The sequence below is a fragment of the Microbacterium sp. OR21 genome (assembly GCF_047306785.1).
Classification (GTDB): Bacteria; Actinomycetota; Actinomycetes; order Actinomycetales; family Microbacteriaceae; genus Microbacterium; species Microbacterium esteraromaticum_E.
The window spans coordinates 271,501-294,774 of record NZ_JAZEXJ010000001.1; the positions used below are offsets into that span (position 1 = coordinate 271,501).

General features: G+C 69.4%; 22 protein-coding genes and 1 tRNA gene. 14 read left to right on the forward strand and 9 right to left on the reverse strand.

Translation table 11 applies throughout. From position 1 onward, the window contains the following. The first annotated feature begins 8 nt into the window (after positions 1-8). Positions 9-1,205 carry a MalY/PatB family protein gene (locus V2S04_RS01290; protein WP_413636723.1) on the forward strand — a complete coding sequence of 399 codons (1,197 nt, stop codon included), beginning with the start codon at positions 9-11 and terminating at the stop codon, positions 1,203-1,205. A 34-nt stretch (positions 1,206-1,239) separates the two neighbouring features. Here V2S04_RS01290 and V2S04_RS01295 read toward each other — a convergent pair whose 3' ends face one another. Further along, positions 1,240-1,707: a MarR family winged helix-turn-helix transcriptional regulator gene (locus V2S04_RS01295; protein ID WP_413636724.1), complete on the reverse strand. Its 468-nt coding sequence runs from the start codon at positions 1,705-1,707 to the stop codon at positions 1,240-1,242. A 123-nt stretch (positions 1,708-1,830) separates the two neighbouring features. Between V2S04_RS01295 and V2S04_RS01300 the strand changes: the two genes are divergently transcribed. Both V2S04_RS01300 and V2S04_RS01305 read left to right on the forward strand, forming a co-directional pair. Next, positions 1,831-2,190 carry a hypothetical protein gene (locus V2S04_RS01300; protein ID WP_413636725.1) on the forward strand — a complete coding sequence of 120 codons (360 nt, stop codon included), beginning with the start codon at positions 1,831-1,833 and terminating at the stop codon, positions 2,188-2,190. Next, positions 2,187-2,600 (forward strand): peptide ABC transporter permease, encoded by a 414-nt coding sequence (locus V2S04_RS01305; RefSeq protein WP_413636726.1) that lies wholly within the window; start codon positions 2,187-2,189, stop codon positions 2,598-2,600. Before V2S04_RS01300 ends, V2S04_RS01305 begins: the two co-directional genes overlap by 4 nt. Before the next feature lie 90 nt (positions 2,601-2,690). On the opposite strand, the gene V2S04_RS01310 is transcribed toward V2S04_RS01305, so the two are convergent. From V2S04_RS01310 to V2S04_RS01320, 3 genes are all read right to left on the reverse strand, one after another. Further along, complete coding sequence (locus tag V2S04_RS01310; protein ID WP_413636727.1) at positions 2,691-3,032, reverse strand: protein-L-isoaspartate carboxylmethyltransferase; 342 nt, start codon at positions 3,030-3,032, stop codon at positions 2,691-2,693. Positions 3,033-3,174: 142 nt separating this feature from the next. Further along, the gene (ppsA, locus tag V2S04_RS01315) at positions 3,175-5,559 is read right to left on the reverse strand and encodes a phosphoenolpyruvate synthase (protein ID WP_413636728.1); all 2,385 of its coding nucleotides are present in this window, start codon (positions 5,557-5,559) and stop codon (positions 3,175-3,177) included. A gap of 20 nt (positions 5,560-5,579) precedes the next feature. Continuing rightward, positions 5,580-6,422 (reverse strand): pyruvate, water dikinase regulatory protein, encoded by an 843-nt coding sequence (locus tag V2S04_RS01320; RefSeq protein WP_413636729.1) that lies wholly within the window; start codon positions 6,420-6,422, stop codon positions 5,580-5,582. A 131-nt stretch (positions 6,423-6,553) separates the two neighbouring features. On the opposite strand from V2S04_RS01320, the gene V2S04_RS01325 reads away from it, so the two are divergent. After that, a complete protein-coding gene (locus V2S04_RS01325) occupies positions 6,554-6,748 on the forward strand; it encodes a hypothetical protein (RefSeq protein ID WP_413636730.1) in 195 nt (64 codons plus the stop codon). 6 nt (positions 6,749-6,754) lie between these two features. Here V2S04_RS01325 and V2S04_RS01330 read toward each other — a convergent pair. Further along, a tRNA-Gly gene (locus tag V2S04_RS01330) sits at positions 6,755-6,828 on the reverse strand. 171 nt (positions 6,829-6,999) lie between these two features. Between V2S04_RS01330 and V2S04_RS01335 the strand changes: the two genes are divergently transcribed. The 4 genes from V2S04_RS01335 to V2S04_RS01350 are packed head-to-tail and all read left to right on the forward strand — an operon-like array spanning position 7,000 to position 10,692. After that, the gene (locus V2S04_RS01335; protein ID WP_413636731.1) at positions 7,000-7,944 is read left to right on the forward strand and encodes an ABC transporter ATP-binding protein; all 945 of its coding nucleotides are present in this window, start codon (positions 7,000-7,002) and stop codon (positions 7,942-7,944) included. Beyond that, the gene (locus V2S04_RS01340; protein WP_413636732.1) at positions 7,941-8,750 is read left to right on the forward strand and encodes an ABC transporter permease subunit; all 810 of its coding nucleotides are present in this window, start codon (positions 7,941-7,943) and stop codon (positions 8,748-8,750) included. Before V2S04_RS01335 ends, V2S04_RS01340 begins: the two co-directional genes overlap by 4 nt. A gap of 26 nt (positions 8,751-8,776) precedes the next feature. Further along, positions 8,777-10,030 carry a sensor histidine kinase gene (locus V2S04_RS01345; protein WP_413636733.1) on the forward strand — a complete coding sequence of 418 codons (1,254 nt, stop codon included), beginning with the start codon at positions 8,777-8,779 and terminating at the stop codon, positions 10,028-10,030. Next, positions 10,027-10,692, forward strand: a complete 666-nt coding sequence (locus tag V2S04_RS01350; protein WP_413636734.1) for a response regulator — start codon at positions 10,027-10,029, stop codon at positions 10,690-10,692. Before V2S04_RS01345 ends, V2S04_RS01350 begins: the two co-directional genes overlap by 4 nt. A gap of 16 nt (positions 10,693-10,708) precedes the next feature. Here the strand turns inward: V2S04_RS01350 and V2S04_RS01355 are convergent, their stop codons facing one another. Then, positions 10,709-11,254 carry a TasA family protein gene (locus V2S04_RS01355; protein ID WP_413636735.1) on the reverse strand — a complete coding sequence of 182 codons (546 nt, stop codon included), beginning with the start codon at positions 11,252-11,254 and terminating at the stop codon, positions 10,709-10,711. Between the two features lie 140 nt (positions 11,255-11,394). Beyond that, the gene (locus V2S04_RS01360) at positions 11,395-11,928 is read right to left on the reverse strand and encodes a 2'-5' RNA ligase family protein (protein WP_413636736.1); all 534 of its coding nucleotides are present in this window, start codon (positions 11,926-11,928) and stop codon (positions 11,395-11,397) included. Between the two features lie 51 nt (positions 11,929-11,979). Between V2S04_RS01360 and dcd the strand changes: the two genes are divergently transcribed. Both dcd and V2S04_RS01370 read left to right on the forward strand, forming a co-directional pair. Beyond that, positions 11,980-12,585, forward strand: a complete 606-nt coding sequence (gene dcd / locus V2S04_RS01365; protein WP_099195965.1) for a dCTP deaminase — start codon at positions 11,980-11,982, stop codon at positions 12,583-12,585. A gap of 195 nt (positions 12,586-12,780) precedes the next feature. Further along, positions 12,781-13,992, forward strand: a complete 1,212-nt coding sequence (locus V2S04_RS01370; protein ID WP_413636737.1) for an NAD(P)/FAD-dependent oxidoreductase — start codon at positions 12,781-12,783, stop codon at positions 13,990-13,992. 6 nt (positions 13,993-13,998) lie between these two features. On the opposite strand, the gene V2S04_RS01375 is transcribed toward V2S04_RS01370, so the two are convergent. Together V2S04_RS01375 and V2S04_RS01380 are read right to left on the reverse strand one after the other, a co-directional pair. Further along, the gene (locus tag V2S04_RS01375) at positions 13,999-16,395 is read right to left on the reverse strand and encodes a glycoside hydrolase family 65 protein (protein WP_413636738.1); all 2,397 of its coding nucleotides are present in this window, start codon (positions 16,393-16,395) and stop codon (positions 13,999-14,001) included. Continuing rightward, entirely contained in the window at positions 16,392-17,825 is a 1,434-nt protein-coding gene (locus V2S04_RS01380; RefSeq protein ID WP_413636739.1) for an MFS transporter, read from the reverse strand. Before V2S04_RS01380 ends, V2S04_RS01375 begins: the two co-directional genes overlap by 4 nt. A 207-nt stretch (positions 17,826-18,032) precedes the next feature. Here V2S04_RS01380 and V2S04_RS01385 point away from each other — a divergent pair, with 207 nt between their 5' ends. The 4 genes from V2S04_RS01385 (at position 18,033) to V2S04_RS01400 (ending at position 23,235) form a co-directional block, all read left to right on the forward strand. Next, the gene (locus tag V2S04_RS01385) at positions 18,033-19,301 is read left to right on the forward strand and encodes a DUF222 domain-containing protein (RefSeq protein ID WP_413636740.1); all 1,269 of its coding nucleotides are present in this window, start codon (positions 18,033-18,035) and stop codon (positions 19,299-19,301) included. Between the two features lie 138 nt (positions 19,302-19,439). Continuing rightward, on the forward strand, positions 19,440-19,901 hold the full coding sequence (locus tag V2S04_RS01390) for a DUF3817 domain-containing protein (protein WP_413636741.1): 462 nt from the start codon (positions 19,440-19,442) through the stop codon (positions 19,899-19,901). A gap of 125 nt (positions 19,902-20,026) precedes the next feature. Beyond that, a complete protein-coding gene (gene treS / locus V2S04_RS01395; protein WP_413636742.1) occupies positions 20,027-21,790 on the forward strand; it encodes a maltose alpha-D-glucosyltransferase in 1,764 nt (587 codons plus the stop codon). Further along, the gene (locus V2S04_RS01400) at positions 21,787-23,235 is read left to right on the forward strand and encodes a maltokinase N-terminal cap-like domain-containing protein (RefSeq protein ID WP_413636743.1); all 1,449 of its coding nucleotides are present in this window, start codon (positions 21,787-21,789) and stop codon (positions 23,233-23,235) included. Before treS ends, V2S04_RS01400 begins: the two co-directional genes overlap by 4 nt. The last annotated feature ends 39 nt before the right edge of the window (positions 23,236-23,274 follow it).

The window sequence follows — 23,274 nt, forward strand, 5'->3', positions numbered from 1 at the left end:
ATGGAGGAATGAGCCCCGCCGATCTCACCGCCACGCATCCGTACGACGCCATCACCCAGGCCGACCTGCGGCAGGCCGGCAGCGTGAAGTGGACGCGCTTCCCCGACACGATCGGCACGTTCATCGCCGAGATGGACTTCGGTGTGGCTCCCGCGATCTCGGATGCCGTCGCCGACGCGCTGCGCGCCGGCTTCACCGGCTACCTGCCCCTGCCCACGGCCCGCGCCCTGCAGCAGGCGGTCGCCGACTGGTACACGCAGAAGCACGCCTGGGCGGTGGCGACCGACGACGTGCGGCTGGTCGCCGACGTGATCGCCGCCTACGAATTCGCGATCACCACGTACACGAAGCCGGGGGCTGCGGTGATCGTGCCCACGCCCGCGTACATGCCCTTCCTCGATGTGCCGCTGCGTCACGGTCGCCGCGTGATCGAGGTGCCGAGCCTTGAGGTCGACGGCCGATGGGCCATGGACCTCGACGCGGTCGCGGCCGCGTTTGCCGACGGCGGCGAGCTGCTCGTGCTGTGCAATCCGCACAATCCGCTGGGTACCGTCGCGACGCGCGAGGAGCTGCTGGCGATCGCCGAGACGGTGGCGGATGCCGGCGGCCGGGTCTTCTCCGACGAGATCCACGCCCCGCTCGTCTACGCGCCGGCTCGGCACATCCCGTACGCGTCGGTGTCGGATGCCGCGGCCGCCCATACGCTCACCGCCACCTCGGCCTCGAAGGCATGGAACCTCGCCGGCTTCAAGTGCGCGCAGCTGATCCTGTCGAACGACGAGACCCGCGCGGCGTGGGACGCCGACGGCGGCTGGGCCGGGCATGGCACGGCGACCATCGGCGTGGTCGCGCAGCTCGCCGCCTACACGGGTGGTGCCGACTGGCTCGCCGAGGTAACCGAGTACCTCGACGGCAACCGGCGGCTTCTCGCTGAGCTCGTCGCCGAGCACCTGCCCGGTGTGCGGGTCACCGTGCCCGAGGGCACCTACATCGCACTGCTCGACTTCCGCGGAACGCGCCTGTGGCGTGAGCTGGGCGGGGAAGCAGACCTCGGCACCTGGTTCCGCGAGAACGCGGGGGTCGCGATGACCGATGGTGCGCTGTGCGGTCAGGCGGCGGTGGGATGCACCCGCTTCGTCTTCGCGACGCCGCGGCCAATCATCCGGGAAGCAGTGCTGCGGATCGCCGAGGCGCTCTCCCGCTGACCCCTCGAGCAGGTGCTCGCGGCGCGTCGTGCCTTCAGGGGGTGACGGTGCGGCTGGCCTGATCCACGGCTTTCGTGAGCCTGCTCAGGAATCCGACGACGGCGGCGTGCTCGTCGGCGCTGAGCTCGGAGGCGATTTTACGCGTCGCCTCCTGGAAGGCGACGACGGGGGCGCCGACGGTGCGTTCGGCGAGCGGCGTCGCGGTGATGACGAGGCTGCGGCGATCGGAGGGGTGGCGCACCCGCTCGATGGCGCCGGCGCGCTCGAGGCGATCGAGCAGGGCCGTCATCGACGCTGAGGTGACGCCGAGGTGCTTCGACAGCGCGGTCGGCGTGACCGTGTCGTCGCTGCGTGCCGCGGTGAGCAGGTACTGGATGATCCGGATCTCGTTGTCGGACATCGACGAGGCCGCGCGAGCACGTGCGTGCATCGCGCTGTCGGCCTCTTGATACTGCCGAAGTGCGTCGATGATCTGGGTTTCGGTACTCACCTGATCGCTCATGTGGCCCTCCTTGCACTCCGATCATAGCAAAACGTGAAGTGTGGCGGATATGTAGTTTGACAAACTACTTTTGATCTGAGTAAGTTTTCTCACATCAGATTCACACCGACCCGAGGAGTTGACATGGGCACGCTGCACTACGGAGCAACCGGTGATCCGATCGAGATGCCTGACCGCATCCTCGCTCACCTGAAGGTTCTGATCTCGACCAAGCTGCGCCGCAACGAGAGCTTCTCACTGTCGTGGGATCGCCTCGTCGACGGAGCCGTCGAGCGATCCAGCATCTGGCTGCACTGCTCGATCCCGCTGCAGTTCCAGATGGACGCCGAGGCGGCCAAGCAGCTCGACCGCGCCTACCTTCAGCAGCTCGCCGACCAGGCGAACTCCTCGGCCGGCGTGGTCATCGACCTGAGCGACCAGGTCGCCGAGCGTGAGCTCTCCGAGATCGACGTCCGCACCCCGGCTCTGGCGCGTGTCGCATGACCATCGCAGAGCACCCCGCAGGGCGGCTGTACGTTCCGGGCGCTGACGCGCCGGTCACCGCTTCCACGCCTGCCGCCGGCACTCCGGTGGTTCCGGCGCTGCCTCGGCCAGTCACCTGGAGCAAGGTCGACACCGGCTTCTACGTCGCCTCGCGTGCCGGGGAGTACGTGGGCTCGGTCGACACCACCGCCGACGGGCACTTCATCGCATTCGACAGCACCAGTGCCCCCATCGCGCGCTACACGACCCTGGCTGACGCCAAGGCGGCTGTGCACGAGTGGAAGCCCGAGCGCACCCGCATCCGCGACCGCCGTCTGTCCGACGCCGTGCGACCCGTCGCCGCATCGGCAGGCCTCGTGGCCGGCGCGACCGCCATGCTCGGTGCCCTGCTCACCGTCCTGCCCGGCTGATCCGCCTGGCGGTCGATCCGGCTTCCGGCTCAGCCCGGGATCCGATTCAGCCCGGGATCCGGCTCAGCCCGGGATCCGATTCAGCTCGGCTCAGAGGGTGAGAACGACCTCGTCGGTCTTCTGCTGAAGGAACGAGCGCAGCTCGGCCAGGGCGGTGACGTCGGCGGCGAGAGTGCGCAGGTCGGCGTCGTCCATGTCGAGGGCACCGCTCCTGCCCTCGAAGGTGACAACCCAGGTGGGCACGCCTTGGCGCACCTCCGGGTGGAGGAAAGTGATCGTGCTGGCGGAGCGCAGGGTGACGACGACGATGCCGGAATTGGGTCCGGCCTCGAAGTTCTTGTCGAGGACCGCGACGCCCAGCGGATCAGCGCTGTGCGACACGATGTACTCGTTGACCCAGCGCTCCACTGTGGTCCGGTCGCGGTATGGCATTCAGGCACCTGTCTTCATGAAAGAGCGCAGACGCGCTCCCCTTGAACGCTAGCCGACGTGGCCGATGTGAAGGCCGTGCGGCGCTCCGACATGCCGCACGCGAACCCTCCTTTCGCATCCCGTAACCGCCACAGCGCTAGAATCACGCACTCACCGGCTCGGTGCGAGCCAGCCGCAGCCAGGTCTCGATCACCGTGTCGGGGTTGAGCGACACCGATTCGATCCCCTGCTCGACCAGCCACTCGGCGAGCTCGGGGTGATCGCTGGGGCCCTGGCCGCAGATCCCGACGTACTTGCCGTGCCGGCGGCACGCCTCGATCGCCATCGACAGCAGCTTCAGCACCGCAGGATCGCGCTCGTCGAACGTGTCCGCCACCAGCGCACTGTCCCGATCGAGGCCGAGCGTGAGCTGGGTCATGTCGTTCGAGCCGATGGAGAATCCGTCGAAGTGCTCGAGGTACTCGTCGGCCAGCAGCGCGTTGCTGGGCACCTCGCACATCATGACGACCTTCAGGCCGTTCTCGCCCCGGCGCAGGCCATTCTCGGCGAGCAGCTCAACCACGGCCTGGCCTTCCGCGACGGTGCGGACGAAGGGCACCATCACCTGCACGTTGGTGAATCCCATCTCGTCGCGCACGTACTTCAGCGCCTCGCACTCCATCTCGAAGCACTCGCGGAAGTCGGGGGAGATGTACCGAGACGCACCGCGGTAGCCGATCATCGGGTTCTCCTCGTGCGGCTCGTAGTGCTCGCCGCCGATGAGGTTCGCGTACTCGTTCGACTTGAAGTCGCTCATCCGCACGATGACCGGCTCCGGGGCGAAGGCCGCGGCGAGCATCGAGACCCCCTCGACGACCCGCTGCACGAAGTAGTCCCGGGGCGAGGGGTAGGCGGCGATACGGGCATCCACCCGTCGGCGAAGGTCCTCTGGCAGGGAGTCGTGCTCGAGCAGGGCGCGCGGGTGGATGCCGATCTGGCGGTTGATGATGAACTCGAGCCGCGCGAGTCCCACCCCGCGGTGCGGCAGGCGCGAGAACGAGAAGGCCTGGTCGGGCGTTCCGACGTTCATCATGATCTTGACCGGCGCCTCGGGCATGCTGTCGAGCGCCGTCTCCTCCTCGGCGAATCGCAGGATGCCTTCGTAGACGACGCCGGTGTCACCCTCCGCGCACGACACGGTGACCGGCTGGCCGTCGGTGAGCACTCGGGTCGCGTCGCCGGTGCCGACGACGGCGGGGATGCCGAGCTCGCGGGCGATGATCGCCGCGTGACAGGTGCGCCCGCCGCGGTTGGTGACGATGGCGGATGCCCGCTTCATGATCGGCTCCCAGTCGGGATCGGTCATGTCGGCGACGAGCACGTCGCCGGTCTGGAACTCGCTCATCTGCGTGGCATCGCGCAGAATCCGCACCGGTCCTGCGCCGATGCGCTGCCCGATCGCGCGCCCCTCGACGGCGACCGCGCCCTTGTCCTGCAGGCGGAAGCGACGCATGACATTGGCCGACGCCCGCGACACGACCGTCTCGGGTCGCGCCTGCAGGATGTACAGCTGGCCGTCGACGCCGTCCTTGCCCCACTCGATGTCCATCGGGCGACCGTAGTGCGCCTCGATGACCAGGGCATGCTTCGCCAGCTCGGTGAGCTCCGCGTCGGTGATCGAGAACAGTACGCGGTCCTCGGCGGGCACATCGACGAAGGCCGTGCTCGACCCGGCCTCCCTGCTGTCGGTGTAGCGCATGGCGATGGCCTTCTCGCCGACGGAGCGCTTGAGGATGGCGGGGCGGCCGGCGCGCAGCGCCGACTTGGAGACATAGAACTCGTCGGGGTTCACGGCGCCCTGCACGACGGCTTCGCCGAGTCCGTACGAGCTGGTGACGAAGACCGCCTGATCAAAGCCCGACTCGGTGTCGACGGTGAACATCACGCCCGACGAGCCGACGTCGGAGCGGACCATGCGCTGCACGCCGGCCGAGAGCGCGACCTCGTCGTGGTCGAATCCCTGGTGCACCCGGTACGCGATCGCCCGGTCGTTGTACAGCGAGGCGTAGACGCTGCGTATAGCGGCGAGGATGTTGTCGATCCCGCCGATGTTGAGGAAGGTCTCCTGCTGACCTGCGAACGAGGCATCCGGAAGGTCTTCGGCCGTCGCCGACGACCGAACAGCCCACGTGACGCCGTCGGGATCGGCATCCGTCGAGACGAGCCGGTCGAAAGCGGCGCGGATGTCGCTCTCGAGATCTGCCGGCAGCGGATGCTCGGTGACCCAACCACGGATCTCGGTGCCGACCAGAGCGAGACGGGTGACGTCGTCGGTGTCGAGTCCGGCGATCGCCTCGCGGATGCGATCGCGCAGACCGTCGTGATCGAGGAAGCGGCGGTAGGCGTCTGCGGTCGTCGCGAAGCCGCCGGGCACCCGCACGCCGAGTTCGGCGAGATTCGAGATCATCTCGCCGAGGGAGGCGTTCTTGCCGCCGACCTGGGGAAGATCGGCCATTCCGATCTGATCGAACCAGAGGATGTTGGTCACGAGGAGCTCTTTCGTCTTGGTCAGCGCCGAAGGCCGAGGGTTTGCAGGATCACTGCGGACATCTCCTCGACGCTCTTCGTCGAGGAGTTGAGGAACGGGATGCCGTTGCGGGCGTACAGCTTCTCTGCCCGGCGCAGTTCGGTGGTGCACTGCGCGAGGCTCGAGTAGCGGGAGTCGGGGCGGCGCTCGTGGCGCACCTGGCTGAGCCGCAGCGGCGTGGTGGTGAGCCCGAAGCAGCGTGCGGCGTAGGGCGCCACGAGCGGCGGGAGGCCGTCGGTGGGGAAGTCGTCGTCGGTGAGCGGGTAATTGGCCACGAGCAGGCCGTACTGCAGGGCGAGGTACATCGTCGTCGGCGTCTTGCCGCATCGACTCGGGGCGACGATGATGACGTCGGCGAGGTCGAGTGCGCGGCTGCTCTGCCCGTCGTCGTGCTCGATCGCGTACTCCACGGCGCGCATGCGGGCGAAGTACTCGGTGGCATCACCCAGGGTGTGGAACTGCCCGAGCTGCTCCGACGGTGGGGTCCCGAGGGCTTCGGCGAGTTCGCTGAGATGACCGCTCAGCAGGTCGATGTGCGTGGCGGGGACCGATGTGAGCACGGTGCGCACTGCGGGGTTCTTGGCGGTGGTGAACACGAGGGGCTCGAGCCCGTTCGCGGCATCCTGCGCGATCTGCTCGGCGACGGTGGTGGCCGCATCGACCGAGTCGACGAACGGCACGGTGTGCTTGACGAACACCATGCCGGGGAAGTTCGCCAGCAGTGCGTTGCCGAGCGTCTCGGCCGTGATGCCCGTGCTGTCGGACACGAAGTACGCGGCGCGCACGCTGCGCGTCGTCGTGTCGGGGATGGTCGTCTCGGCCATGAGACGACACTAAGCGCAGGATCGCAGTAACCTTCGACGGTGCTGGATGGAAAGATACGGTGAAGTTTCGAATTCGGCAAGGACTGGACGCGACCCTGCCCTGCCCCTGTGCGGATCGCTAGAGTGCGGAGATGAGCGAGCACAGAGACGAAGACCTGAACGGACTCGACGACGCGATCAGCGAGCGCCTCCGCGCCGGAACCGGCACCCGCGCCGATGAGATCGCCAAGCTCGAGCACCTGCGCGGCGCCGCGCTCGAGCGCGGAGACCTCAGCCGTGTCGAGCAGCTCGACATGCAGCTGAGCACGCTGCGTTACGGCGAGTAGAAGATGTGGAGGGGCTGACGGGAATCGAACCCGCGCTGTCTGCTTGGGAAGCAGAAGTTCTGCCATTGAACTACAGCCCCGTGCGCCCGGAGGCGCGTGGCAAGCATAACAAACGGTCGGTGGCCGACGGTGCCCCACCCCGCCCGACACCGGCGGCGCCCGGGAAGTAGTACCACGGGATGACACGTGTCACCCAGAGTCACTCTGCGGGCGGACGCGCCGCGGCATCCTCCAGAAATAGCGTCGAAGGCATGATCACAGCAGAGGGCCTCGGCAAGAGGTATGGAGACAAGGTCGCGGTCGACGACGTGTCGTTCACGGTGCGCCCCGGCAGCGTCACGGGCTTCCTGGGGCCGAACGGCGCCGGCAAATCGACCACGATGCGCATGATCGTCGGACTCGACCGTCCGACATCCGGCCGCGTCATGATCAACGGCCAGAGCTACACCGATTTCAGGGCGCCGCTCGCCGAGGTAGGCGTGCTGCTCGACGCCAAGGCCGTGCACACCGGCCGCAGCGCCCGCAACCACCTGCGCGCCATGGCCGCGACGCACGGCATCCCGGCATCCCGTGTCGACGAGGTGATCGAGCTCACCGGGATCGGCTCGGTCGCTCGCAAGCGCGCAGGCGGCTTCTCGCTCGGCATGGGCCAGCGGCTCGGCATCGCCGCAGCCCTGCTCGGCGACCCGCACACCCTCATCCTCGACGAGCCGGTCAACGGCCTCGATCCCGAGGGCGTGCGCTGGGTGCGCCAGTTCGTCCGTCACGCGGCATCCGAGGGGCGCACCGTGCTGCTCTCGAGCCACCTCATGAGCGAGATGGCCCAGACCGCCGATCACGTGATCGTGCTCGGCCGGGGCAGGGTTCTCGCCGACGCCCCGCTGACCGACCTCGTGCGCGCGTGGACCACCGAGCGCGTGCACGTGCGCAGCCCTCGTGCGGCAGAGCTGGCCGACGCGCTCGCCGGCACCGACGTCGAGGTCACCAGCAGCGATCGGTTCACGCTCGACGTGACGGGTCTGCCGGCATCGCGCATCGGCGACATCGCCGCCGACCGCGGCATCGCCGTGCACGAGCTCACCCCCACGAGCGGCTCGCTCGAAGACGCCTACCTCGCCCTCACCGGCGACGCCGTCGAATACCGCACCCGCGAAGTCCCGCAGGACGTCGCCCCTCTCGAGGAGGCCCGCGCATGACCGCCATCCAGGCCCGCGCCACGCACATCCCCACCACCGCATCGCACGTCTCGCTCGGTCGTCAGCTGCGCAGCGAGCTCATCAAGCTGCTCTCGGTGCGCGGCACCTGGTGGTCCGTCGCGATCGTGGCTGTGCTCACCGTCGGCATCGCGGTGCTCTTCGGCGCCAACCTGCCCGAGGGCATGGGCAACCCGATCATGGTGGTCGTCGCACCCGTGCAGTTCACGATGCTCCTCGCCGGCATCCTCGGGGTCATCTCGGTCACCGGCGAGTACTCGACCGGCATGATCCGCTCGACCCTCACCGCCAACCCGCGACGCGGCTCGGTGCTCGCGGCGAAGGCCGCCGTGCTCGCGGCGTTCCTGTTCGCCGTGTCGCTCGTGATCTTCGTCGCCGCCGCGCTGATCGTCACGCCGATCCTCGCCGCCGATGGCGTGACGTTCGACTGGGCGACGCCGGATGCCGTGATCCTGCCCATCCTGTCGGCATCCGCCGCCATGGCGCTGTTCGCGCTGATCGGCGTCGGTCTCGGCTTCCTGCTGCGCTCCGGTGCCGGCGCGATCGCCGCCACGGTCGGCATCATCTTCGTGCTTCCCGTGATCTTCGGCCTGGTCGGCTCGTTCCTGCCCGACCTCACCTGGCTGACCGACGCGGCGAACTACCTGCCGGCATCCGCCGCATCCAGCGCGATCCTTCCCTCCGACGTGAACACGCTGGGCAGCGCCGAGTCGTGGTTGACTCTCGGCGGATGGGCCGCGGTGTCACTCGTCGCCGGGTGGGCGACGCTGCGCGGGCGGGATGCCTGAGGGCGCCGCCACGTAGAGTCGTGAGCGTGTCCTCACCGCGCAGCCGCAGCTCGGACGTCGTCGTCGACGACGGGCTGCGGCTGCCGCGTCCGCCCGGAGTGATCAGAAGGTTCTGGGCCAGGCATCCGCTCTTCGCCGACATCCTCATCGCCCTGATCTGCCTGACGGCCTCGTTCGGCGTCAGCGCGATCCCGGACGAGCCCGGCCAGGTGATGTCGCCTGCCGCGAGCGCCGTGCTGGGCCTCGTGACCATCGCCTCGTGCGTTCTGCTCGTGTGGCGGCGCACCCGCACGACCACGGCCGTCGTGGCAGCGATCATCGTCGACCTCACTCTGCTGATGACCGCGGCCTCGACCGGTTCTCCCATGTTCACGGTCGCGGTCTACACCGTCGCCGTGTACCGCTCGACGCGCCTCGCGTGGGTCTGGCTGGGCGGCGGCTGCGCGGCTGTGACCGCGCTCGCCCTCGCGATGCTGCTCGGCGGCGACCTCACGCTGCAGGACCTCTGGAACGCCATGCTCTCGGTGACGGTGCCGGGTGTGATCGGCGTTCTCATCGGCATGAACATCGGCGGTCGCCGCCGCTACGTCGAGGCGATCATCGACCGGTCGCGGCAGCTGCTCGTCGAGCGGGATCAGCAGGCTCAGCTGGCGGCGGCCGCCGAGCGCGACCGCATCGCGCGCGAGATGCACGACATCGTGTCGCATTCGCTGACCGTCGTCGTGGCGCTGTCGGAGGGCGCGGCCGCCACCGATGACCGCGGCCGCTCTCGCGATGCGTCGCTCGCAGCCGCCCGCACCGCCCGTTCTGCTCTCGCCGAGATGCGCTCGATGCTCGGGGTGCTGCGCGACGGCGACTCGGATGCCTCGCTCGCGCCCCTCGAACCCGCCAGCCCCGCGGCGACCGTGGCGGCCGCCCAGGCGGCCGGATTCCCGGCATCCATCGCCGTTCGAGGCGAGCCCGACCCCGCTCCCGCCGTGCGGTTCGCCGTCGGTCGCATCGTGCAGGAGGGGGTGACGAACGCCATCCGTCACGCGCCGTCCGCCACCGCGATCGACGTGCGTATCGACCACGCCGCGACGCCGCTGATCGTCGAGATCGTCAACGACGGGGCGACCGGAGAGCCGTCCGAGGCGGGATTCGGCCTGCGCGGGCTGGCCGAGCGGGCCGCCCTGCTCGGCGGCCGGGTCGTGTCCGCTCCCGCCGGCGCCGGGCGATGGATGCTGCGAGCCGAACTGCCGCATCGCACCCGCGAGCTGCTCGAAGGAGCCGAGTCGTGACCGGTCCGATCCGCGTTCTGCTCGTCGACGACCAGCCGCTGATCCGGCTCGGCTTCCGGATGGTCCTCGACGCCGAGCCCGACGTCGAGGTGGTCGGCGAGGCGGCCGACGGCGCCGAGGCGATCGCCCGGGTCGCGGCCATCGGCCCCGACGTGGTGCTCATGGACATCCGGATGCCCGGAATCGACGGCATAGCCGCGACGGACGCCATCGTGCGCAGCCACCCCGGCACCAGGGTGCTCGTGCTGACCACGTTCGACCTCGACGAGTACGCCTTCGCGGCGATCCGCGCCGGCGCGAGCGGCTTCCTGCTGAAGGACGCCGAGCGGCACGAGCTCGTCTCGGCCGTGCGCGCCGTGCACCGCGGCGACGGAGTGCTCGCCCCGCGTGTGACGCGGGCGCTGCTCGACAGGGTCTCGGGGCAGGGCGAGGGGGCGCGCACGGCATCCGGACGGGTCGCCGACCCGACCTCGGGGCTCACCGAGCGCGAGCGGGAGGTGTTCCTCGCGATCGCGCAGGGACTCACGAACGGCGAGATCGCCCAGCGGTTCTTCCTCGGCGAGTCGACGGTCAAGACGCACGTGGGGCGCGTGCTCGCCAAGCTCGGCGCGCGCGACCGCATCCATCTGGTGATCCTCGCGTACGAGGCCGGGCTGGTCTGAGGGCGCCGGTCGACGCTCAGCCGCGGGCGTGCAGGATCAGAGAGAACGTCGTCGTCGGGGTGCCGTCGAGCAGCAGGTGACCGCCCAGGCTCTCGGCGAGCTCGGCCGACAGGGCCAGGCCGATGCGCTCGCCGGAGGAGGCGCTGCGCTGCTCGGGGCGGCGGTGGAAGATCTGGTTGCCGCTAGGGCGGGGCCCCTCGTCGGATACCTGCACCGTGACGTACTCGGCACGACGCGTGCCGCTGACGGTGATCTCGCCCCGCCCGTGCCTGAGGGTGAACGAGGCGGGCAGGCTGCCGGAGTTGGTGATGGTCACCGAGCCGTTGAGCGTGTCGCCCGGCTTGAGGTTCGCGAGGTCGAAGATCGCCTTGTCGGCCTTGGAGTTCTGCTGCGAGAGGGTGCCGGTGCTGAACGCGTTCGCGGTGTTGACCGAGTTGGACACGAAGTCGGCACCCGAGCCGACCGCGACGGCGGCGGCGACGAGCAGGCCGGCGAGCGGCACGATGACGAGGCGCTTGCGCGACCGGGTGGGGGCAGCTGCGGTGGTGGTGGTCTCGTTCATGGGTTTCCGTTCTGCGGGGCCGAGGGCCGGGGTGAATGTGCGGGAAAGCTTGTGATACCGAAGCTACGGAGACGGCGATTACACGCACGCCACAGAGCGGCAACAGCTGCGCCAGCGTTCTGCCACGGTCGCCCGGCCGATCAGCGCAGCCGGCAGAGCTCGGTCACCGTGCGGGTCGCCGCGTCCCATCGGCGCACGGCGCGGGCGGTTCCGGCGATCTCGCCGGTGACGAGTTCGAGGGCGCGCTCGAGATCGGCGGTGCGCATGCGACGCGCGAGGGTCACGTGGGGAGTCCAGGCGCCGCCCGCCGTGTGCGCCGCGTCACCCGTCGGACCGGACGCCGGGCCGGCCGCGGCATGCACGTCGCGGTGCAGCGCGAGGAGGTCGAACGAGGGGATGACGCTGCGCGCCAGAACCCGCCGGTCATCGCTCCCGAACAGGAGTGGGCCGCCCAGCCGCACGCCGAATGCCGACCGCCCGGCGAGCGCTCCCGGATCGAATGACACGGGCTCCTCGCGCACGAGAAGAGTGATGTGCGGACGGTTGCTCGGCGCGGTGTGGGCCGCCAGACTCGACAGGCCCGCAGACGCGAGCGCCTGCCATTCGGCTCGCACGGCGGCCTCGGCCTGCTCATCGAGCAGCAGCTCGATCGAGACCACCGACGCACGTGTCATGCGCCGAGGATAGTGCCGAGGTCGGGGCGGCAGCACCGTTACGCTGAACACGTGCTTCTCAGCGACCGCGACATCAGGGCAGAACTCGCATCCGGCCGCATCGGTCTCGCTCCCTACGACGAGCAGATGGTGCAGCCGTCGAGCGTCGACGTGCGCCTCGACCGGTACTTCCGGCTGTTCGACAACCACAAGTACCCGTTCATCGATCCGTCCGAGGATCAGCCCGAGCTGACCCGGCTGATCGAGGTCGCCCCCGACGAGCCCTTCATCCTGCACCCGGGCGAGTTCGCGCTCGGCGCGACGTTCGAGCAGGTCAGCCTGCCCGACGACGTCGCCGCGCGGCTGGAGGGCAAGTCGTCGCTCGGCCGGCTCGGGCTCATCACGCACTCCACGGCCGGGTTCATCGATCCCGGGTTCAGCGGGCACGTCACACTCGAGCTGGCCAACGTCGCGACGCTTCCGATCAAGCTGTGGCCGGGTATGAAGATCGGCCAGTTCTGCTTCTTCCGCCTCACCTCGCCGGCCGAGAACGCCTACGGCTCCGGCCCGTACGGCAACCGCTACCAGGGGCAGCGCGGACCGACGGCATCCCGCTCCTTCCAGAACTTCCACCGCACCGACGTCGGCACGACCGACGCGGGCGCCCTCGGCGGCTGACATGAGCGATCCAGATCCGCACCCGCGGCCAGCGTTTCCCATTCGCCGAATGCCGGGGTCAATCGTGTACGGGTTGCCGGGCTGAAGCGTACGAATGTGACCTCGCAGCAAATGGCTGCGTGACTGAGCCGCACCCGTGATCGGGGCTGTCAACCCCGTCTGCCGGATGCGGTCGGCTGACTACGGTCGGATGTCATGAGCGCGAACGGGCAGTCAGAGCGCGACGCAGAGCGCGCGCATCAGGTCGTCGTCGTCGGCGGGGGCAACGGCGGGCTGTCGGTCGCCGGTCGGCTGCGCCGCGCCGGCGTGACCGACATCGCCGTCGTCGAACCATCGCAGACCCACTACTACAAGCCGCTCTTCTCGCACATCGCCGGCGGCACCGCCCGGGCGAGCGAGGCGGTGCGTCCGCAGGCCGACGTGATGCCCGACGGGGTGGGGTGGATCCCGGATGCCGTGAACGCGGTCGATCCGCAGAACCGGCGGGTGCATCTGGCATCCGGCGACACCCTCCGCTACGACCAGCTGATCCTCAGCCCCGGGATCCGCAACGACTGGGATGCCGTCCCCGGCCTCGACGAGGCGATGAACTCGCCGCACGGCGCCTCGAACTACGACTTCGCCCTGGCCCGGAAGGCCTCGCAGCTGCTGCGCTCGATGCGCTCCGGAACGGTCGTCTTCGTGCAGGCGCCAGGGCCTGCCTCGTGCGCGGGGGCCGCGCAGAAGCCGATGTACCAGGCCTGCGCGTACTGGCGAGCGATGAACGTGCTGCACGACATCCATGTGGTGCTCCTGGTGCCCTCGCCGACGGTCTTCGGCATCCCCGAGATCGACGCCGAGCTGCAGCGCAGCATCGACGAGTACGACATCGACGTGCGCACGGGCACGGTTCTGCACGAGGTCGACCCGGACGAGCGCACGATCGTGTTCGGCTCCGATGGGGGCGAACGGCAGCAGCTGCGCTACGACCTGCTCATGGTCGAACCGCCGCAGAAGGCGCCCGAGTGGATCCGCGCGAGCGGTCTCGCCGACGACGAGGGCTTCGTCGCCGTAGACCCGCGCACGCTGCGCTCGACCACGCATCGCGATATCTGGGCGCTGGGCGATGCCGCCGGCACGGCCAACTCCAAGTCGGGCGGCGCGCTGCGCAAGCAGACGAAGGTGCTCGCCGAGAACCTCCGCGCGGTGGTGGACGGCCGCGACCCGGCGTCCGCCTACGACGGCTACGGCGTCTGCCCCTTCACCGTCTCGCGGTCGACCGCGGTCTTCGCCGAGTTCGACGATCAGCTCCGCCTGATGCCCAGCCTCTGGCGCAGCTCTTACCGGGAGAGCCGGATGAACTGGATCATCGATCGGCAGGTCTTCCCGCAGGTGTACTGGCACATGATCCTGCAGGGGCGCGCCTGAGGCGGGTCAGGTCTCGGCGCCCGCCCGCCGCGGCGCCCGGCCGCGCGGCTGCGATGGGCGCGGGCCGGGGTCGGCGAGCGCAGGGATGCCGAGACGCTGGGCCACGCCCGCTTCCAGCGTGATCTCCTCGTCGAAGTGCCGGATGCCGAGCGCGGGGCCGCCGTCGAGCCGGTAGGCGACCGCGTCGTGCTGGACCTCGACCCGAAGGGTGTGGCCGCGCACGAGCATCCCGAACGAGAAGGCGGTCATGGGCGCCGCCAACCGCGGTGCGAACCGCAGGATCCCGCCGTCGTCGCGCATGCCGCCGAAGCCGCACACCAGCGCATTCCACACCCCGGCGTGCGCGGCCACGTGCAGACCCTCGTCGACGTCCTCCTGCAGATCGTCGAGGTCGATGGTCGCGGCTTCGGCGAGGTAGTCCATCGCGAGCTCGAGCTGACCCACGCGAGCGGCGACGGTGGCCTGCACCGGCGCCGACAGCGACGAGTCGCGCACGGTCAGCCCGTCGTAGTACGCGAACGCGCGGGCCGTCTCGTCCGGCGTGAACGCGTCGGGGGCCGCCTGAAGCGCGAGCACGAGGTCGGCCTGCTTCACGACCTGCTTGCGGTACAGGTCGAAGTAGGGGAAGTGCTTCTGCAGCGGGTACTGGTCGTCGCGGGTGTCCTCGAAGTCCCACCGCTCCTTCTCGTTGAATCCGGCGGACTGCTCCGGGATGCCCCGTGCGGCGTCGTACGGGAAGGCCATCGCGTCGGCGGTGGTCGTCCATCGCGCGATCTCCTCCGACGAGACGTCGAGAGCGGATGCCTGATCGCGGTGCCGCCTGCAGGCATCCGCCGCGGACCGCAGGTTGCGCTGCGCCATGAGGTTGGTGAAGAAGTTGTCGTCGACCATGGCCGAGTACTCGTCGGGTCCGGTCACGCCGTCGATGTGGAATGCGCCCTCGTCGTCCCAGCGCCCGAGGGTGCACCACAGCCTCGCGGTCTCGACGAGGATCTCCACGCCCTTCTCGCGCTCGAAGTCGACATCGCCTGTCGCCTGCACGTAGCGCACGACGGCCGCCGCGATGTCGGCGTTGATGTGGAACGCGACGGTGCCTGCCGGCCAGTATCCCGAGCACTCCCGGCCGTCGATCGTTCGCCACGGGAACGCGGCGCCCTCCAGGTGCAGCTGGTCGGCCCGGGCACGCGCGTGGTCGAGCGTGGAGTGCCGCCACGCCAGCGCGTCTCTCGCCGCGGACGGCGCGGTGTAGGTGAGCACCGGCAGCACGAACGTCTCGGCATCCCAGAAGGTATGGCCCTCGTATCCGACGCCGGTGAGTCCCTTACCCGGGATCGATCGCACCTCGGCGCGTGCGGCGGACTGCAGCACCTGGAACAGCGAGAACCGAGCGCTCTGCTGCAGCCGCTCGTCGCCGTCGACCGTGACATCGACTCGGGTCCAGAACTCGTCGAGATACTGACGCTGCTCGTCGACGAGCCCGTCCCAGCCGATCTCCATAGCCGTCTCGACCGCCGCCTCGACACGATCCTGCAGCGCGACATCGTCGAGATCGGCAGACCACTCGTGGCCCACGCATTTCACCAGTGCGATGCTCTCCCCCGGGTCGAGCCTCGCGCGCACGGCGGTGCGCGCGAGGTCTGCCGAGACGTCCGTCCGCGGCTCGGGTGAGGCCCCCCGCGATGAGGTGCGGACGCGGTGATCGGCCGCGACGGCGACCGCGATCCGGCTGCGCCTGGTGCGCTGCACGAGGGTGGCCCGACCACCGGCGCCGTGGTGGGCCACCGGCTCGAAGGGGTCGCGCAGGGCATCCATCACCCTCGGATCGGAGTGCACCTCGGGCAGCGGCTCGTCGGCGACGATCTCCGAGAGCAGCGTCACGTCGACGGCAGCGTCTGCTGCCGTGACCTCGTACCTCACCGCGGCGATCGAGCGGTGGGTGAACGACACCATGCGCTGCGACGCGATGATCACCGTGCGGCCCGCGGGCGACGTCCAGGTGGCCGTGCGGTGCAGGATGCCGGTGCGCACGTCGAGCAGCTGGCGATGCTCGGCGAGCTCCCCGGTGCGGATGTCGAACGGCTCATCGTCGACGATCAGTCGGATGACCTTGCCGTCGGGCACGTGCATGACGGTCTGGCCGTGCTCGGGGTATCCGTAGCCGTCTTCGGCGTAGGGCATCGGATGCTCTTCGAAGACGCCGTTGAGGTAGCTGCCCGCCGCCGCGCTGGGGTCGCCCTCGTCGAGGGTGCCGCGCCATCCGATGTGCCCGTTCGACAGCGAGAAGACCGACTCGCGGTGCGCCTGTCCGCGCTCCTCCCAGCCGGTGTTGCGCCGGCATGACCAGCCGACGCCCCACGGGTGGACGTCGAACCGGTGCTGTGCCGCGCCGCCTTCGGAGCTCACGCTCCGACATCCTTCGGGAAGCGCACGCACAGCAGCAGCACCAGGCCGATCAGCAGCACGACGGCGATGCCGAGCACGCCGTAGACGATGCCGCCGAACCAGGCGAGGAAGAGCGACCAGGCCAGTGGCGACAGGAACGAAGCGACCCGACCGGTGGTTGCGTACAGCCCGAAGATCGTGCCCTGCTGGCTGGGGGGAGTGAGGCGCGTGAGCAGGCTGCGGCTGGATGCCTGGGTCGGGCCGACGAAGGCGCACAGCAGCAGCCCGCAGATCCAGAACACGATGGTGCCGACGTCGCGCAGCGCGTAGACCACGAAAGCCATCACGACCAGCCCCGAGAGGGCGAAGATGATGAGGCGGCGCGGGCCGATGGCGTCGTCGATGCGCCCGGCGAGCAGGGTCGAGATACCGGCGACGAGGTTGGCGGCGAGCCCGAAGATGATCACCTCGAGGAACGAGAAGCCGAAGCCCTGTGCGGCGAGCACGGCGCCGAAGGCGAAGACGCCGGCGAGACCGTCGCGGTAGACGGCGGCGGCGAGCATGAACCAGAACGTCGGCCGGTTCGTGCGGAACAGCTCGGCGATGCTGCGGCCGAGCACGACGTACGAGCGGAAGAACCCGACCTTCTTCGTGCTGTCGTACGACGGCGATTCGGGCACGTTGCGGAACATCGGGATCGAGAACATGATCGTCCACACGGCGCAGATGACGGCGACGAGCTTGAAGGCGAGCGGCTCGCTCTGCCCGACCAGGAACAGCACCGGGATGCACACGATCAGCGCGACGACGCCGCCGATGTATCCGAGACCCCAGCCCAGGCCCGACACCCGGCCGACGTTCTTCGGCGTCGACACCTCCGACAGCATCGCGTAGTAGCTGACGTTGCCGATCTCGCCGACGACGGCGGCGAGGGCGACGGCGAACGCACCGAACCAGAAGAACTTCGGGTCGGCTTCGACGAAGAACAGCGAGAACTGCACCAGCGCGATCGCGATCGTCGCGCCGATCACCCACTTCTTCTTGCTTCCTCGTGCGTCGGCCTGCTGGCCGAGCACCGGCGCGAGCAGCAGGATCAGGATGCCCGCGGCGAAGTTCGCCCACCCCCACCACTCCGACAGATCGGTGAGCCCCTGGCAGTAGGCCGATCCGGCGTTCGCCGACTCGTTGCAGTTCATGTACGAGCCGTCGGTGAGCAGGCCGGATTCGCGCACCGACGGATCGAGGAACATCCGCGACGTGAGGTACAGCGCGACCCAGACGAAGGTGAGGATGACCGTGTTGAACGGCTGCATCGCCCAGTCCCACATCGCCCACGACACGACCTGCTTGCGGGTGGCGGGTGCGGTGGCGCTCTCGTGCTCCCGGCCGAAGGCCGCGACGGCTCCCGTCCGTGCGGTGGGCGGGGGTGCGTCGGTGTCACGACCGGTCATGCGCGCCACGCTACCGGATGCATGTGCCTCGCTCGCCTCGCCCGGACGAGTCGGCTGGTGACGTAGTCGCGGTGCAGCGGTCGAACCTCACCGGATCGGCTTAGCGACATCGGCGGATGCGAGGTCGTTCCGTCTTCGTGACCTGGCGGGCTGCCGTCTGCGGCGATCGGGGGTTCGAATGTCGGTGGTCACGCGGATACTCGAGTTATGGACGGACTTGCGGCAGCGTCGACGGAGGACATGGCGAATCTCGACGCCGTGGTGTCGTCGCTGCAGGCGGTCGAGAAGACCCTGCAGGGCGTGATGGCCGCCCGCGACGGGCTGCTCGCGCTGGCCAACCGGCTGGCGATGTCGATCGCCGAGAACGGCGGCGGGCTCGAGGAGTCGGATCTCACCCTGCGGGCGGTCGCCGCCGAACTCGCGACGGCGCTGCGCGTGAGCGACCGCACCGTGCAGCGGCGCATGGTCGCGGCTGAGGTGCTGGTCGAGCGGTTTCCGCAGGTCTGGCAGGCGCAGGGCGCCGGGCTGATCACGGCAGGGCACGCGCGCGTGATCGTCGACGCCGGCTCCCACATCGACGATGACGACGCGCGCGCCGCGTACGCCGCCCGCGTACTGGAGTTCGCGCAGGACGAGTCGCCGAACCGGGTGCGGGTGATCGCCGAGCGGATCGCTCAGCAGCACCAGTCGCGCACGCTCGACGAGCGACATGAGGATGCGCGGACGCATCGCGGCGTGTGGGTTACGGATGGCCCGGATGCCATGTCCGAGCTGCATGTGTACGGTCCGTCGGTGCTGATCCACGGCGCGCATGACCGGCTGACCGAGATGGCGAAGGCGATCGCCGGCAACGGGCAAGAGGATGCGAACTCGGATGCCGACCCACGGACGATCGCGCAGCGACGCTTTGACCTCGCGGCGGATCTGCTGCTCTCCGGTGCTCCGGCCGGTCATGACACGGCCGACGGGCTGCTCGGCGCGATCACCGCGCACGTGTCGCTGACCGTACCCGCGACGACGCTGATGGGCGCGGACGGCCCTGCCGCTGAACTGGCGGGCCGCGCCCCGGTCGATCTTGCGACCGCCCGGGCGCTGGCCGGCGCATCGACGGGGTGGGATCGCGTGCTTACCCATCCGGTGTACGGAGGGGTGCTGTCCGTCGACAGGTACCGGCCTCCGGAATCCCTGCGCCGCCGGCTGCGGGCACGCGATCAGCGCTGCCGATTCCCCGGATGCGGAATGCCGGCACGCGGCAGCGACCTGGATCACACCCGTGACGCGGCGTTCGGAGGTGAGACCAGCGAGGAGAACCTCGCAGCGCTCTGCCGACGCCACCACGTGCTGAAGCATCAGACCCCCTGGCACGTCCAGCAGCTCGGCGACGGGCTTCTGGAGTGGACGAGTCCCACCGGGCGCACCTATGTCGACCGTCCGCCGCCTCCGAACACCGTCACCTTCACCGAGCCGCCGTTCTGAGGGCGTTCCTCGGACAGCGCCGAGTGACCCATCGGCGGGCCGGGCCTGTCAGTCTTTCGGATGATCTTTCACGGTTCGCGCGCATCATGACGCGGTTCTGCGGGGCCTGCATAGAAACGCTGACCTAGCGTGAGAAGCATGTTCCGCACTCCCGCCCGCCTGTACCGCGCGCTCGCGATCGCCGAGGCGATCACCTGGACCCTGCTCATCAGCGCCCTCATCCTCCGTGCCGTCGGGCAGCCGGCCGTGCTGGTCACCATCGGCGGAGGCATCCACGGCTTCGTCTTCCTCGCCTACGGTGCCACGGCCGTGCTGCTCGCCTTCAACCAGCGCTGGCACCCCGGGATCGCAGCCACGGCGATCGTCAGCGCCATCGTGCCGTACGCCACCATCCCGGCCGAGATCTGGCTGCACCGCAACGGTCGCCTCGAGGGCGAGTGGCGGCTCACCGAGACCGACGATCCTCGCGACCGCACCTGGTACGACCGCACCATGCGCTGGTTCCTGCACCGGCCGTGGGTGCTCGCGCTGCTGATCCTCGCCGCGGTGGCAGCGATCTTCGCCGTGCTGCTGCTGATCGGGCCTCCTGGGGGTCGCTGAGCCCTGAGCTCCGCTTGCACGACGACCAGCGCAGGTCAAGAGGTGTGCAAGACCCTAGCCAGCGGCCGTCTCGTGTGACAGGGTCGGCACATGCTCGGCCGCATTCCGATGGTGAGGGAGTCCGCATGACCGCCGAACCCGCCCCGTACACCGCGTCGATCCCGATCCTGACGCAGCAGCCGTTCCCCGACACCCCGGGCAGCCCCGCACCCGAGTGGTTCAAGACGGCGGTCTTCTACGAGGTGCTCGTCCGCTCGTTCAAAGACGGCGACGGCGACGGCATCGGCGACTTCCGCGGCCTCATCGACAAGCTCGACTACCTGCAGTGGCTGGGCGTGGACTGCTTGTGGATCCCGCCGTTCTTCCCCTCGCCTCTGCGCGACGGCGGCTACGACGTCGCCGACTACACCGGCGTGCAGTCCGACCTGGGCACCACCGACGACTTCCAGGAGTTCCTCGACGCCGCGCACGACCGCGACATCAAGGTGATCATCGACTTCGTCATGAATCACACCAGCGACGAGCATCCGTGGTTCCAGGCCAGCCGCAGCGATCCCGAAGGACCGTACGGCGACTTCTACGTGTGGAGCGACACCGACGAGCTGTACGAGGACGCCCGCATCATCTTCGTCGACACCGAGCCGAGCAACTGGACGTGGGACCCGGTGCGCAAGCAGTACTTCTGGCACCGCTTCTTCTCGCACCAGCCCGACCTCAACTTCGACAACCCGAAGGTGCACGAGGCGATGCTCGACGCCATGCGGTTCTGGCTCGACATGGGGCTGGACGGGTTCCGGCTCGACGCCGTGCCGTACCTCTACGAGCGCCCCGGCACCAACGGCGAGAACCTGCCCGAGACGCACGAGTTCCTGAAGAAGGTGCGGCGCTTCGTCGACGAGAACTATCCGGGGCGGGTGCTGCTCGCCGAGGCGAACCAGTGGCCGGCCGACGTGGTCGACTACTTCGGCGACCCCGAGGTCGGCGGCGACGAGTGTCACATGTGCTTCCATTTCCCGGTGATGCCGCGCATCTTCATGGCGGTGCGGCGGGAATCGCGCTACCCCATCAGCGAGATCCTCGCCGACACGCCCTCGATCCCGGCCGGATGCCAGTGGGGCATCTTCCTGCGCAACCACGACGAGCTCACCCTCGAGATGGTGACCGACGAAGACCGCGACTACATGTGGAACGAGTACGCGCAGGATCCGCGGATGAAGGCGAACATCGGCATCCGCCGTCGCCTCGCACCACTGCTCGAGAACGACATCGACCGCATCGAGCTGTTCACCGCGCTGCTGCTGTCGCTGCCCGGGTCGCCGGTGCTGTACTACGGCGACGAGATCGGCATGGGAGACAACATCTGGCTCGGTGACCGCGACGGCGTGCGCACCCCGATGCAGTGGACCTCCGACCGCAACGCCGGCTTCTCGAGCGCGAACCCGGGCAAGCTCAGCAAGCCGGTCGTGCAGGACCCCGTCTACGGGTACCTCGCCGTGAACGTCGAGGCGCAGCAGGAGGACCGCTCCTCGCTGCTGCACTGGACTCGGCAGATGATTCAGGCGCGCAAGCGGCATCCGGCGTTCGGTCTGGGCGGGTTCAACGATCTCGGCGGCTCGAACCCGTCGGTGCTGTCGTACACCCGCGAGCACACGAACGACGACGGCACGTCGGACGTCATCCTGTGCGTGAACAACCTGTCGCAGTTCCCTCAGCCGGTCGAGCTGGATCTGCGGCGCTTCGAGGGGATGATCCCCGTCGAACTGGTCGGCGGGGTGCCGTTCCCCCGCATCGGCGAGTGGCCGTACCTGCTCACGCTGGCCGGCCACGGGTTCTACTGGTTCCAGCTGCACGCACCGGCGGAGGATTCGGAGGAGGTGGGGTTGCTGTGACCTCGATCGATCATGCGCTTCTGGAGGGCTACCTCGTGCGCACGCGGTGGTTCGGCGGCAAGGGCCGCCCGTTCCGCGTCACCGGGGTGCGCGAACTGGCCGAGCTGCCAGGAGACGGGCACGGCCCGGATGTCGGTGTCTACCTCGTCACCGTCGAATACCAGGATGCCGAGGACGGGACGGAGCTGTACCAGGTGCCGCTGGCGCGCTACGAGGAGATCGAGGACCGGCACGGCCACGCCTATGTCGGCTCCGTGCAGGTCGACGGTCATGAGCGGCATCTGTACGACGCGGTGCACGACCGCGACGCGATGGCGCTGTGGCTGCGCGGCTTCATCGCCGCCGAGGCGAGCGGACAGGCGGATGTCGGCGGGCTGCGCTTCCGCCGCGTGTCGGCCGGTCTGGCGCTCGACCCCGACCTGCGCTCCTCGCCCCTGACCGGTGAGCAGTCGAACTCGTCGCTGCGGTTCGACGACACCGCGATCATGAAGCTGTTCCGCAAGGTCAGCCCGGGTGTGAACCCGGACATCGAGATCCACGACGTGCTCACCGGTGCGGGCTCGGAGCACATCGCCGAGCTGTACGGCTGGATCGAGACCGACATCGACGGCGAAGTGCTGCAGCTGGCGATGCTGCAGGAGTTCCTGAGCACGGCCGCCGACGGCTTCGAGCTGGCCACCGGCAGCGTGCGCGCGGCGCTGGTCGACCCCGAGCTGACGGTGATCGAATCGGGCGGTGACTTCGGCGGTGAGGCCGCCCGGCTCGGCGAGGCGCTCGCCGAGGTGCACGCGGCGCTGCGCGAGAGGTTCCCGTCGGAGCGCCGCGGGCAGGAGGCGACGACCCGACTGGCCCGCGCGATGGCCGAACGGCTCGACAGTGCCCTGCCCGTCGTGCCCGAGATCGGGCCGTACGCCGCGAGACTGCGTGCGCTGTACGACGCCGTCGCGCAGCTGGACGGACTGCAGGTGCAGCGCGTGCACGGCGACCTGCACCTCGGCCAGACGCTGCGCACCGCGCACGGCTGGCGGATCGTCGACTTCGAGGGCGAGCCGGGCCGACCGTTCGCCGAGCGCACCATGCTCGACTCGCCGTGGCGCGACGTCGCGGGCATGCTCCGCTCGTTCAGCTACGCCCCGGGCGTCGTGGAGATGTCTCTGGTGGGTCGCCCGGGCGAAGACGAGCAGCAGGAACTGCGCGGTGAACGCGCCAAGGAGTGGTCGGCGATCGCGCGCGAGCACTTCCTGCACGCGTACACCGCAGCCCTCGAACCGGCGGGTGCTGGTTCGGGAGCGGATGCCCCGGCCGAGCTGAGCCCGCCGTTGCGGACCCTGGTCGACGCCTACGAGGCCGACAAGGCGGTGTACGAGGCGATCTACGAGAAGCGCAACCGCCCGTCGTGGGTGGCGATCCCGCTGGTCGCACTGGAGCGCATCGCCGCGGGATGAGCGCGGCCCACTGAGCCGGACCGAGCAGGCCTCGACGGC